The organism is Pseudomonas sp. SCPG-7, from assembly GCF_002156405.1.
GTDB lineage: Bacteria > Pseudomonadota > Gammaproteobacteria > Pseudomonadales > Pseudomonadaceae > Aquipseudomonas > Aquipseudomonas parakoreensis.
This window is the reverse complement of the sequence record NZ_MVOO01000009.1, coordinates 1-12,863: the sequence shown is the minus strand read 5'-3', so window position 1 is coordinate 12,863 and position 12,863 is coordinate 1. Positions and strand designations below refer to the sequence as shown.

The window sequence follows — 12,863 nt, the reverse complement described above, 5'->3', positions numbered from 1 at the left end:
GTGTGTCACGAATTGGTTGTCGGACTGTTTTTGGAGTATAGATGTGCAAACTTCTAATAAGAACGCACATATAAGCCCGTCCATCATGCAAAAAAACATCACCTCCCTGGGGTCGCTGAACTGGGACGATCTGAAGTTCTTCCTCGAAGTCGCCCGCACCCGCAAGGCCAGCACTGCGGCCAAACGCCTGGCCGTCGATTACACCACGGTGTCGCGGCGCATCAGCTCGCTGGAAGCGGCGCTGGGCACATTGCTGTTCGAAAAATCGCGCACCAGCGGGTTTGTGCTGACCACAGAAGGTCAGCGATTGCTGGGTTATGCCGAGTCGATTGAAAGCACCTTGCACATGGCCTGCGAGCAGGTCTCCGGCTCCGGTGTGGCACTGTCGGGACATGTGCGCATGGGCTGCACCGAAGGTTTCGGCAGCTTTTTCATCACCCCGCAGCTAAGCCACTTCGTCGACGCCTACCCGGCGATCTCGGTGGACATCCTGCCGCTGCCGCACTTCATCAGCCTGTCCAAACGCGAAGCCGATATCGTCATTGCCCTGGAGCGCCCGGAACACGGCCCGTACGTGTGCTGCAAACTCTGCGACTACCGCTTGCAGCTGTACGCGACCCAGGACTACCTCGACCAGCACCCACCGATCCGCCGCCCGGCCGATTTGGGCAAGCATCAATTCATCAGTTATGTGGATGACCTGGCGTTCAGCTCGGAGCTGCTGTACCTGGCGAACGTGCTGCCCGGCGCCAGCGCGAACCTGCGCAGCACCAGCGTGATCGCGCAGTTCGTCGCAGCGCAGCAAGGGCGTTCACTGGCCATTCTGCCGTGCTTCCTCGCGGCGCAGGATCCGCGCCTGCTGCCGGTGCTGCCCGAAGAAATCGACATCACCCGGCAGTTCTGGATGTACTGCCGGGAGGACTTGCGCAAGTTGAAGCGGATCACCCTTCTGTGGGATTACATCCGTGAGGTGACCGAGCGCAATCAGGGTCTGCTGATGGGGCAGACTCGCGAGATGCAGTTCGCCGATTAATCGGCGCTGACCACAATCGACACCCGACGATTCTCGGTGCGTCCGGCGGCAGTACTGTTGGACGCCACCGGCTCGCTGCTGCCCAGGCCGCGCAACTGGATATTCTCTTCCTTCATGCCGACGGTGGTCAGCACTTTGGCCACACTCTTGGCCCGGCGCAGCGACAATTGCTGGTTATAGGTCTCTTTGCCCGAGGCGTCGGTATGACCGTCGACCCGTACGCGTTCAATACCGACCCCCACCAGCGCCTTGCCGATGCGTTCGACGATTTCGGTGCTTTGCGCGTTCAGGCTTTCGATATCGCTGCCAAACAGCACTTTGCCTGACAGGCCAAACTCCCAGCCTTCGTCGGTTGCCTCGAAGCCTTGTTGTTTGAGGACGGCGATCTGCGCCGGGGTCAGGCCTTTTTGTGGTGCGGTCTGGCAGCCGGTCAGCGCCAGTACGGCGATCATCAGCAAGGCGGAAAACAATCGAGCGGGAAGTGTGAACACGGGAATCAGCTCCTGGTTTGCAGATTGACAACCGGGCTCTCCGACCCGGCAGTGAATTGAGCACCACGTGACAGGCGTTTGGCCTGATACATCGCGGCGTCGGCGGCGTTGAGCAAGGCACCTGGCGTAGCGCCATGATCGGGGAAAACCGCAATGCCGATACTGAGCGACGTCACCACACTGGTGTCGCCCGGCAGCGCGATGGGCATGTCCATGCTGTCGAGAATCTTGTCAGCAATGCGCTCGGCATCTTCGACCTTGTGCAGCGGCGCGAGCAGCACGGCAAACTCATCGCCGCCGAGCCGCGCCACCAGATCCTCTTCACGCAGCTGCGCGCGGACCCGATTGGCGACCGCCACCAGCACGGCATCGCCGGCGGCGTGGCCGAAGTTGTCGTTGATGCCTTTGAAACGGTCACTGTCGAGAAACAACACCGCTACCCGCTCGTTGAGTTTGCCGGCATTACGCAGGGCACGAATCAATCGGCCCTCGAAAAACGCCCGGTTCGGCAAGCCGGTGAGGCTGTCGTGGCTGGCCTGGTGGGCGAGGGTCTCGTTCTCGCTCTGCAGGTGGGTTTGCCAGGATTCGAGTTCGTCGAGCAAAGCATTGAAGTCGTTGCCCAGATTATCCAGTTCGGCAATCTGCGCCGGCGGTACCCGCCGATCCAGCGCGCGCTCGCTGCGCGCGGCGTGGGCCACCGCGGCGAGGCTACGCAGTGGTCCGGTAATACCGCGTAATTGTCGACGCGCGAGATAGAGCGCGACCCAGGCACTGATGGCGGTACACAGGATGATCCCTGCCAGACCGCTCAGCAAAAAGCGCATGAGACTGCCGCCATGACCGACCAGCAGAATGTGACCGATTTCGCGCTCCTGATGCTCAATCGGCAGCCTGACCGGCTTTTCCAGAACGGTACGCGTGATCTGCATTTCCAATTCGGTGAACAAGCCGTTCTCCGGCCGCTGCCAACGCGCCAGCACCTGACCTTGCGCATCGAACACCTGCGCGTCCGCCACCTCTTCGGTGGACGCAATCAAGGCCAGCGCTTCAGTCGCGGCGGCCTTGTCGTTGAACACTACCGCCGCTTCCACGGTGTAGCTGATCGAGCGCGCAATGAGCTGCAAGTTGTGATCGGCGTACACCCGCAGCGCGAGAACGCCCAGCAGGGTCAGCGATACGCTGGCCATCGTCACGGCTACCAGCGCCACAATCAAATGGCCACGGCCAATGACCGATCCCAGCGTCGGGCGGCTTCCAGAACGGAACAGTTTCATGGCGCCGCCGGTTTGCGACGCGACAATTGCAGTACGCTCGGGTGGATGCGTACACCGCTGCGCGCGACAGAGTCGAGGTTGACCTCGAAGGACACCTGTTCATCGCCGACGCGCAAGCAGAACAGGCTGCCGACCGTGCACTGATCGCCCCCTTCGCTGATGCTCAACACCGGGTGACCGATCAATGAAGCAAACAGCCGACTGCGCTCATCCGCCGTGAGTTTGCCGATATACACCGCATCGCATTCGCTGACGATCGCCGGGTTGTCGGCCAGCAGTCGGCGTACGACGACCGGCCGACCAGTGGCCTGCGTGGTGCCTTTGACCAGGTCGTCGGTGTATTCAGTGGGGCCGACGATGCACAGGCGCAATTGCGCAGGTTCAACCGGCCAGCGTGCATAGCTGAGAATGCCGAGCACGACCTGCGTCACCGCTTGAGCGCGTTGCTCGGCCATGCCCGCCGACGTTTGTGGCTGCGCGATGGCAGCGCCCGCCAGCAAACAGAGCAGACCGACAAGCAATGCGTGCTTGCAGCGAACCACGCGCTCTGTCGCCCAGACAGCCACCTTCATGCAGGGATTCTCTTGGATCGTACCGAAATGATGCCGCAACGATAGCACAGCGAAGTAACACCAGCGAGACAGCGTCTTCTGACCCGCCGGTCAGTAATCGGTATCAGACTTCAGGTTATTTCATTCCCGAGCCTCTGCGCCTTCCTCCAGTTCCAGCATCAATCCGCTCAGGCGCTTGACCTTGCGCTGCACGGCCTCTTCGAACACTCCAGGCCGGTGTTCGATCAAGGTGAACCAGTGCTTGGCCCGTGTAATCCCGGTGTAGATCAATTCTTTGGTCAGCACCGGATTCAAGGCATCCGGCAGGATCAGCGCGGTGTGGGCGAACTCAGAGCCCTGGGATTTGTGCACGGTCATGGCGTACACCGTTTCAACGTCGTTGAGCCGACTCGGCAGCACGAAACGTACCCCGCCCTGCCCGTCGTTTCGCGGAAAGGCCACGCGCAGTACCGGTCTGCCAGCTTCGGGGCCTTCGCGCTCGGGCAACTTGAGGGCGATGCCGATATCGCCGTTCATCAGTCCCAGACCGTAATCGTTGCGGGTCATCAGCACCGGCCGGCCTTCGTACCATTGTTGGTCATGCTCGATCAGGCGTGCCTTGAGCAGGGTTTCGGTGATCCGCAGATTCAGCCCTTCAACGCCCCAAGGTCCCTTGCGCACGGCACATAACAACTGGAAGGTGTCAAACGCCCGCAGCACCGCCCGCGCCCAGTTGACCCAGTCTGGATGCTCCAGCGGTCTGCCCGCTGGCGGGCGTTGTTCGCGCAGGATGTTCAGATAGTGGCGATAACCCTGTGGACCGTCGCCATGACCGTCGAGCAACAGGCGCTCCAGTTTGTGATCGTGCTCTCCCTTGAGCGGCAGTGAAAACACATCGTCGTAGTGACCGGCCGCCAGCAACTGGCGTGCCTCATCCGGCAACTGTTGATTGACCCGCCGCGCCAGTTGACCAATGCCGCTACCTTCACCGAAACGCCGGGAATGACGCAGCATCACCAGTTGTTGGGCCAGCGGATGAGAGCCATCGAGGTCTACGTGCAGGTCACTGCCGTGCAATGACTCTCCGCTGACCGACTCCAGCCACTGCCGGGTGTGCGGGTTATACCAGCCTGCCTCGGCATCACGGCAAAGATCGCCGAGTACCGCTCCGGCCTCCACCGAAGCGAGTTGATCCTTGTCGCCGAGCAACACCAGACGCGCATGCTTCGGCAATGCATCGAGCAGGTTAGCCATCATTTCCAAGTCGATCATGGAAGCTTCATCGACCACCAGCACATCCAGCGGCAAGCGGTTGCCGGCATGGTGGCGGAAGTGTCGGGTGCCGGGCCGGCTGCCCAGCAAACGATGGACAGTCGTCACGTCACAAGGGATCTTCTCGCGCACGTCTTCGGTGACTTTCAGCGACTGCACTTGCTGGCTGATGGACTCGGTCAACCGCGCAGCAGCCTTGCCCGTGGGCGCCGCCAGACGAATGCGCAACGGCTGACCGGCTTCCACCGCCGGCGCCTGGAGCAGCGCGAGCAAACGCACCACGGTCGTGGTTTTACCGGTTCCCGGGCCGCCGGTGATGATGCTGAACGCACCCCGAGTGGCAAGCGCGCAGGCGAGTTTCTGCCAGTCGATCACTGCTCCGGGCCTGGCGGGGCCGAACAATTCATCGAGACGCTTAGGCAAGTCATCCGGCGGCGTTTCGCCTTGGGCCAGACGTGTGCGTAACGCCGCATCGATACGCCGCTCATAGGCCCAGTAGCGCCGCAGGTACAGACGCTTGCCGGACAGCACCAACGGTCGCTGATGCGCCGCTTCGCTATTGTCCGCAGCCAGTGCAACCAGAGCGCTGCTCGCCAGCACCTTGCACCAATGCGCGCCATCCAGCGTTTCAAGCAACTGCGACGGCAGGAGCAAGACATCACTTTGCTCATCGCCTTCAGGAGGTAAAGACAGGGCGAAATCCGGGGCCTTGAGGGTTTCGAACACGTCGAGGCAGACATGTCCGTGACCCAGTTGATGGCTGGTCAGTGCGGCAGCGAGCAACACCAGTGGATCGGACTGGGGTGCGAGTTCGTACAGAAAACCGATAAAGGCCTTGTCCAGCGAACGAAGCCAGCCTCGCTCGACCCAGCGCTCAAGCAAGATCAGCAGATCTGCGGCACTGGTCAGTGGCGTCAGGCTCGACGGGTTGTCGATAGCCGATGACAGATCGGCGAAGGTACGCTTCATAACAGGACTCCCTGTTCCCATGCGGGTTCGGCCTTGGGTTCCGGCTTACCCTGGAACAGGCGATCCAGGCGTTCGATCAAGTCCCGTGGCGGCCGCGCAAAGTACACGCCGCGACTGTCTGCCCGGGTTCCCCGCAGGAATACATACAACGCACCACCGACATGCCGGTCGTAATCGTAGTCAGGCAGGCGCGCCTTCAATTGCCGATGCAGGGCCAGCAGATACAGCACGTACTGCAGGTCGTAACGGTTGTCGAGGATCGAGCGCTCCATGGCTTGCTCGGTATAGGCCGTATCGTCGACACCCAACCAGTTGGATTTGTAGTCGGCGACGTAGTAACGGCCCGCGTGCTCGAAGGTCAGGTCGATAAAGCCCTTGAACATGCCGTTGAGCTGTACTGGCTCGGCGGCTACTCGCGCCACACCGTTGTGGGTGTACTGGCGCACCCAATCATCAAGTTTGAGGACATCAACCTTGTGACTGGCAAACCAGAACTCCATTTCAACGCGGTACTGCTTCAGTTGCTCGAGCACGACCGGAGGCTGTCCGCCACCTGCTGGCAGCGGGGACTTGAGCAAGTGCTGCAGCCAGTCACTCAAGGTGACAATCCAGCCCTGCCAGCCGCGCAGATTGCAGCGCCGGCCAATTGCGTCCTTGATCGACTCACCGGAAACGGCAAAGCCTTCATCGCCAGCCCACTCCAGCAAACCATGGAGGAAGGTTCCCGGGTTCGGACCGCGAGGAAAACGATGGATATCGGCGCCACCAACCACAAGCTCTCGCGGCGCATCCGGGTCGAGGCGCTCATCGTCAAACAGCTTTTGCGCTTGCGGACTGTCCGGCGCCTCATCGCTGCCGACACTCAACACGTCACTGATACGCAACGCACTATAGGAGGCGATCCACCAGTTCTCGCTGGCCTTGCGCTTTGGCACCAATGTGGCGCTGAGGATCGCCTCATTGCGCTCGGGCTGGTAGATCTCCTGCGTCGCTTGAGGCAACTCACTCAGACTGATAGCCGCGCAGTTCTGTTGCAGATCCTGCAGCCAACGACGCAGGTCGGTTGACTCATCCAGCCTGGCGCCGCCACCCAGCAGATAGCCAAGCGCCGAAAGATGAAGCACTGAACTGTTGTTATTACCGCGCTTGAGGTCCGTGACACCCAGCCAGCATGCATGTTGCGCGCGAGTCAGCGCGACGTAGAGCAGACGCAAGTCCTCGGCCAGACGCTCGTCATCCGCCAGGGCGACCAATTCGGCGGTAGGCTTCAGTGTCACCTGGGCTTTGCCGGAGGCATCGTGGTAATGCAGCGGCAGGCGACTGCCATCCACCGGTTTTGCCGAACAGATGAAAGGCAGGAACACCAACGGATACTCAAGTCCCTTCGACTTGTGGATGGTCACCACCTTGACCAGTTGCTCGTCGCTCTCCAGACGTAATATCTGTTCTTCACCGGCCTGACCGGACAGTGCCAGCAACTCGGCCAGATGACGAATCAGCGCTTGCTCGCCATCGAGTTCCGCCGCGGCCTGCTGCATCAGTTCCGACAGGTGCAGAAGGTTGGTCAGCACTCGTTCGCCGTCACTGCGAGCGATCAGGGTCTGCGGTAAATGGAAGTCGTGCAGCAAGCGTCGCAACATCGGCAGTACACCTTGCTTGCGCCACAGTTCGCGATAGCCACGAAACTGCATGACGCGGGCTTCCCAGACCAACTCGTCTTGATTCAAGCGCTCAAGTTCAGCCAGCGGCAGATTGAGGGTGATGCAGGCCAGCGCGGCCTTCAGTGAGCGCTCGACATCCGGCTCGGCGCAGGCCTTGAGCCAGGACAGCAGGTCGTGCGCTTCCTGGGCGGCAAACACCGAGTCCTTGTCCGACAGATAAACGCTGCGCACGCCACGGGCCGCGAGTTCTGTGCGTACGGCTTGGGCCTCTTTGCCGTCACGTACCAGAATCGCGATATCGGAGGGCCGCAAACCACGGAAGGCTTCTGCGTCCCGGACAAATCCCGCCGCGCCGGCTTGCCCACCGTTGAGCAATGCGGTGATTTCGCTGGCACAGGCCGCCGCCAACTGCTGGCGATAGACCGCCCCTGACAGCGGCTGGTCCGTCGACAGGTGCCAGACATTCAGTGCCGTGACATCCTGGCCGGCAATCTGCAGCCGCTCTTTGCGTCCTTGCGAATCAACGGGCTGGAACGGCACCGGGTTTTCCCCGGTTTTTTCCCGGAATAAAAACGCGCCGCGTCCCTGCTCACGGGACTCGGCGCGTTCGAATACATGATTGACCGCATTGACCATGCCATGGCTGGAGCGGAAGTTGGTGCCCAGCGTATGCAGGCGGCCGGTGGTGGCCTGACGCGCACGCAGGTAGGTATAGATATCGGCGCCACGGAACGCGTAGATCGCCTGCTTGGGGTCGCCGATCAGGAACAGGCCGGTGTCCGGACTGTTATCTTCGATGCGATAGATGCTTTCGAAGATCCGGTATTGCACCGGATCGGTGTCCTGAAACTCATCGATCAGTGCTACCGGAAACTGCTCGCGGATTACCGCAGCAAGGCGCTCGCCGCTGTCGGATTGCAACGCCGCATCGAGGCGCAACAGCATGTCATCGAAGCCCATTTCCGCACGACGACGCTTCTCTTCTTCAAAACGCGCGCCCACCCATCTCGCCGCGTGCTGCAAGACAGCGGCATCCGGGGTTGGCAGCGCGTCGAGGCTCGACTTGAGTCCCGGCATCGCGTCGAGCCCCGGATGACTCGGCGCCTGCCCCTTCCAGGCTTCAGCCATCCCGTCAGGGGTTAGTCGGGTGAAACCGGTGCCGATGTCCAGTTGCTCCATAGACTCGTCTTGCGCCCAGGCCTTGAGTTTCTCGAACCAGGGTTCGAAGTAACGCGCCTGCATCTTGCGTCCGTCAACGGCTTTGCTCGCGACGCCCTCGTGACAGATCACTAGCAGTTCATCCGCCCACTGACGCCATGGCATCTTCAGCTCGAGCAACGCGGCACGTCGCTCCTGCAGGCACTCGTCGATCAACTCTGCGGGAGCTTTGCCGTCATCACTTTCGCGCTCACTGCCAAACAGACCGCGCACCCTTGGCAACAACGCGGTCGGCCCGCCCCAGTGGGTACGAACCCAGTTCAGCGCATCGCCCTGCATCGGATAACAGAACAGTCGCCAGTAATCGCGCAGCACTTCGCCGAGCAGGTCGCTGTGATCGGTCTCCAGGGATTGCGTAAACAAGGTGCCGCTGTCGAATGCATGTTCGCGCAACATGCGCTGGCACCAACTGTGGATGGTGGAGACGGCCGCTTCGTCCATCCATTGCGCGGCGATGTCCAGACGATTGGCGCATCCGGCCCATTGCGCCGGGTCAAATTGCTCACGCAATTCGACAATCAGGGCATCCGGCGCAGGGGTTTCTTCACGGAAAAACCGCGCGGCCTCGGCCAGCCGCGTACGGATTCGTTCACGCAGTTCTTTGGTGGCGGCATCAGTGAACGTCACCACAAGAATCTGCGGGGGCAGCAGCTCCCGGCCGAAGCCGCTCGCTTCGCCGCCGTGCCCAAGGATCAGCCGCAGATAAAGCGCCGAGATAGTAAAGGTCTTGCCGGTGCCGGCACTGGCCTCGATAAGTTGACTGCCGTGCAGCGGGAAGGCCAGTGCCAAAGGTGTCTTGGTACTCATGCGCGCGCCCCTTCGCTGGTCAGTGAACGCCAAGGCGCTTCATACAGAGGGCGATACAACGCGTCGCACCAACCGGAGAATGTTTCATCCGCCAGCAATGCATCAAAATCTGCGAATTGACGGGACAACGCAGGGTTCTCTCGGCGCTCGCCTTCAGTGGTCTGGCCGTCACCTTCATAGGCCTTGCGGGCAGCTGCCTCGGCTTTGAGCGGATCAGTCTGCGCAAGCCAGGCGAAGGCTGTCTTGACCGCGATCGGCAGCGGCTGGCGCATGCCGGCCTGCCAGGCGAGCAGAAGATCGCCAAGGAACCGAGCGGCACGATCCTTCTCCATCGGCTCGAGCAACAGCGTATCGTCACTCGACACCAACGCCGTGCTCAGCATGAGTCCGCTGGCGCAGGCCACCAGGTGGTTGACCCAGGGCTTGATCAAGCGATGCCATTTCCGACTTTTGATCGAACCGATGCTGTTGGGAATGGCCGTGACGGACAACACGCCACCGTCAGCACGCTGATGCAAACCGGCGAGCCAGCCTTCGATACGCACACCCTGCAACTCGAGATTGACCGGCAGCGCGCTGGTCAACGGAGTCGGCCATAACGCCAGAAGTTGTTGGTAACGCTGCAGCAGATCCGGTAACGGCTCGATCAACTCTCGTTGCAGGCATTCGCCAAAACCGGCCATGGGCAGTAACCCGCTGTTTTGCAAACGACGTGCCTGGTCTTCTAGCGCACGATCGACATTATCGGGCTGCCGAAGCGCGGCCTCGAGCAGGCTCTCGCTCAGTGTGTAACGTTGCAATGCGTCCAGCACGAACGGTTCTTCGTCAGCCAGGGGCGCCTCGGCGGCTTCAAAGTACACTTTGAGTCGCTGCGTGAAAAAGTGTCGGACCGGATTGCGCAGGAAATCCTGCAGAAGGGCCAGACTCAGCGGCTCCTCCTGAACATGGGGCGCGAGTAGTTCCGCCTCGCGGTGTGGCTCATGCATCTGGTGCAAAACCTGCCATTCACGGGCATAACTGAATAGTTGGTCGCCTTCATGGAAATAGCGCGAGCTGAACGGTTGCAGGGGATGTTCCTCGGTCATGGCGTGCAACAGTTCCTGGTGCTCATTGAGCGATCGCCAGCCACTGGCGAGGTGATCGCGCAGCTGGCCGATCAGCACGGAAGCAGGCCGTTCACTATTGTCTCGAATACTGCGTCCGACCCAACTGATGTACAGCTGATTTCGCGCAGACAGCAGCGCCTCGAGCAACAGATAGCGATCATCCTCACGTCGGGAACGGTCCCCGGGCCGGTAATCACTGCCCATGAGGTCAAAATCAAGTGGAGGTTGCGCCCGGGGATAATCGCCATCGTTCATCCCCAGCAAACAGACAAGCTTGAACGGGATCGCACGCATGGGCATCAGTGTGCAAAAATTTACTGCACCGGCCAGAAAGCGCTGGGACAGACGCCCCTGATCCAGCCCCGCGAGCCAGGCTTCCCGAACCACCGTCAGCGGCAACTCATCTACCAACCCCACCGATTCGCAGGTTTGCAGCCAAGTCTCGCGCAGCTCCTCAAGTTGCGTGAGCAGATAATCGTCGTGCTCATTACTGGCCTTGAAGAATAGTTGCATCAGAATCTGCAGCCGCAGGCCCCACACCTTGGGCTGAGCGGCCTCATTGAGCTCGTGATGGGCCAGCTCCAAGGCATCGAGCAGGGCAACCAGCGGCCCGATCAACGCGGCATCCAGACCGCCGATTTCATCGTAAGGCTCGATACCTGCACAGGCGTTGGAGCTGCCTACGGCGTATCCAAGCAACATCCGTCGCAGGCCGAAATGCCAGCTGTTTTGCTCAAGCTCATTTGGCAAGCCCAATCCGGCACGTTGTTCAGCGTTCATTCCCCAGCGCACACCTGCGCCTTCGATCCAGCGATGCAGAGTAGGTAAGTCGCGTTCCTGAACGCCAAAGCGGGCGCGCAATGCAGGAACGTCGAGCAGGTCAAGGATCTCGCTTACCGGGAAACGACTGTCCGGCAGTTTGAGCAGGTGCTCGACGGCAATCAGCAACGGATCGCGACCGCGCTGACCCTGGTCGGCCAAGGTAAATGGAATGAAGCGCGGATCATGCCGATCCAGTTGCCCGAACACCGCCCGAATATGGGGCGCATAACTATCGATGTCCGGCACCATCACGATTACATCGCGCGGGCGAAGGTCGGGATTGGCACTGAAGCGGGCGAGTAACTGGTCGTGAAGGATTTCCACCTCGCGCTGAGCACTGTGGGCTATATGGAAGCGGATAGACTCATCCTGCGTCAGGTCGACCGCAGGCCAGTGTTCACGCGTTTCATTGAGCGGCCGCAATTCGAGGATGTCATCCTGAAGTTGATTGAGCAGGTTCTGTGGCTGCGTCTCGCTGAACAGATCGATGCGCCCGTCACGGAATGCCGCGCGATAGCTATTGGGGTCATCGTAACTGTCCAGCAAGTTGATGTAGTCGCGCCCCTGTTTGCCCCAGGCTGCGAGCAACGGATGCGCGTGTTGGTGCAGCGCTTCCGGATCGAGTACGACCGGCATGCCGGTCTTGCGGCTTTGTCGCTTGTATTGATGGCGCAGCAGATCCTTGTCGGCAACGATATCGGCCCAGTGGTGTCGGCAAGGGTTGTGCACACACAGCAGCACCTGACTGAAACGCGCAAGTCCGGCCAATGCTTCGAGCACCTGGGCCGGCAACGAAGATATGCCAAACACGATCACCCGCGAGGGTAGCCCCGCAGGTGCGTTTTCAAGGGCATTTATGCGCTCGACAAAGCGCTGATGAACACCTGCCCGGCTCTGCGCCATGCCCTGCTCACCGACATCTTCCAGCAGAGCACGCCACAATTCGGCCTGCCAGCAACTGACCGGGGGCAGTGGCTTCACTTCACCTCGAACATTGCGCAACTGGTGCCGGCCTTCGGCCCAGTCCTCGAGCCAATCAGCCCGATACACTTGGTACTGGTCAAAGAGATCTGCCAGACGCTCTGACAGCTGGTAGCGCTTGCGTAAATCCGTGTCGTGCGTGAGGAACCTTTGTAGCGGCTCAAAATGGGGGCGATCAATAACCTGCGGCAGCAAGCGCATCAGTCGCCAGGTCAATGGGGCTTTGTCGAGCAGGGAGTTGGCGGGAATTTCGTCTCGGCCCAACACCATACGGTAAAGCTGCCACATGAAACTGCCAGGCAATTGCACATCTATGGCCGCAGCTATTCCGCATCCCCCGAGGTCGTCGTCCTCAGGGTCTTCCGCCAAAGCCAGTTTGAGCCATTGGGCGATACCGTTGCTCTGCACCAGAGCGATTTCGTTCTCCAAGGGTGCCAATGGATAGCGCCGCATGACGCTAACCACCAGGCTGCGCAGTTCGTCCAGGCTATTGCTCTGGACCACCATGAATGCAGCATTGAGGGACTGGGCGTCCGGCATAAAAGCTTCCTTGGAAAAGTACAAAGCCAGGGCAGAACCTTAGCATTGTCGGCAGGCTGTTACAGCCGGAAGGGCATACCGCGCGCTGTAGGAACTTTCCTGCGGACAAAACAAAACCCCAACTGCTTTCGCAATTGG

The 12,863-nt window shown here is 60.6% G+C and carries 7 protein-coding genes; 1 reads left to right on the top strand and 6 read right to left on the bottom strand.

Annotated features, from left to right (window positions below; all coding sequences use genetic code 11):
* Nucleotides 1–85 precede the first annotated feature (85 nt).
* The gene (locus B1722_RS17390) at nt 86–1,033 is read left to right on the top strand and encodes a LysR family transcriptional regulator (RefSeq protein ID WP_041066648.1); all 948 of its coding nucleotides are present in this window, start codon (nt 86–88) and stop codon (nt 1,031–1,033) included.
* On the opposite strand, the gene B1722_RS17385 is transcribed toward B1722_RS17390, so the two are convergent.
* The 6 genes from B1722_RS17385 to recC all read right to left on the bottom strand — a co-directional run bounded on the left by B1722_RS17385 (nt 1,030) and on the right by recC (nt 12,725).
* Entirely contained in the window at nt 1,030–1,485 is a 456-nt protein-coding gene (locus B1722_RS17385) for an OmpA family protein (protein ID WP_174377346.1), read from the bottom strand. The genes B1722_RS17390 and B1722_RS17385 overlap by 4 nt on opposite strands.
* 44 nt (nt 1,486–1,529) lie before the next feature.
* On the bottom strand, nt 1,530–2,798 hold the full coding sequence (locus B1722_RS17380) for a diguanylate cyclase domain-containing protein (RefSeq protein ID WP_041066643.1): 1,269 nt from the start codon (nt 2,796–2,798) through the stop codon (nt 1,530–1,532).
* Nucleotides 2,795–3,370 (bottom strand): YfiR family protein, encoded by a 576-nt coding sequence (locus tag B1722_RS17375; protein ID WP_041066640.1) that lies wholly within the window; start codon nt 3,368–3,370, stop codon nt 2,795–2,797. Before B1722_RS17375 ends, B1722_RS17380 begins: the two co-directional genes overlap by 4 nt.
* A 120-nt stretch (nt 3,371–3,490) precedes the next feature.
* The gene (gene recD / locus B1722_RS17370) at nt 3,491–5,590 is read right to left on the bottom strand and encodes an exodeoxyribonuclease V subunit alpha (RefSeq protein ID WP_086793651.1); all 2,100 of its coding nucleotides are present in this window, start codon (nt 5,588–5,590) and stop codon (nt 3,491–3,493) included.
* Nucleotides 5,587–9,276 (bottom strand): exodeoxyribonuclease V subunit beta, encoded by a 3,690-nt coding sequence (recB, locus tag B1722_RS17365; RefSeq protein ID WP_086793649.1) that lies wholly within the window; start codon nt 9,274–9,276, stop codon nt 5,587–5,589. Before recB ends, recD begins: the two co-directional genes overlap by 4 nt.
* Complete coding sequence (gene recC, locus B1722_RS17360) at nt 9,273–12,725, bottom strand: exodeoxyribonuclease V subunit gamma (RefSeq protein WP_086793647.1); 3,453 nt, start codon at nt 12,723–12,725, stop codon at nt 9,273–9,275. The genes recB and recC overlap by 4 nt, the downstream gene beginning before the upstream one ends.
* Between the last annotated feature and the right edge of the window lie 138 nt (nt 12,726–12,863).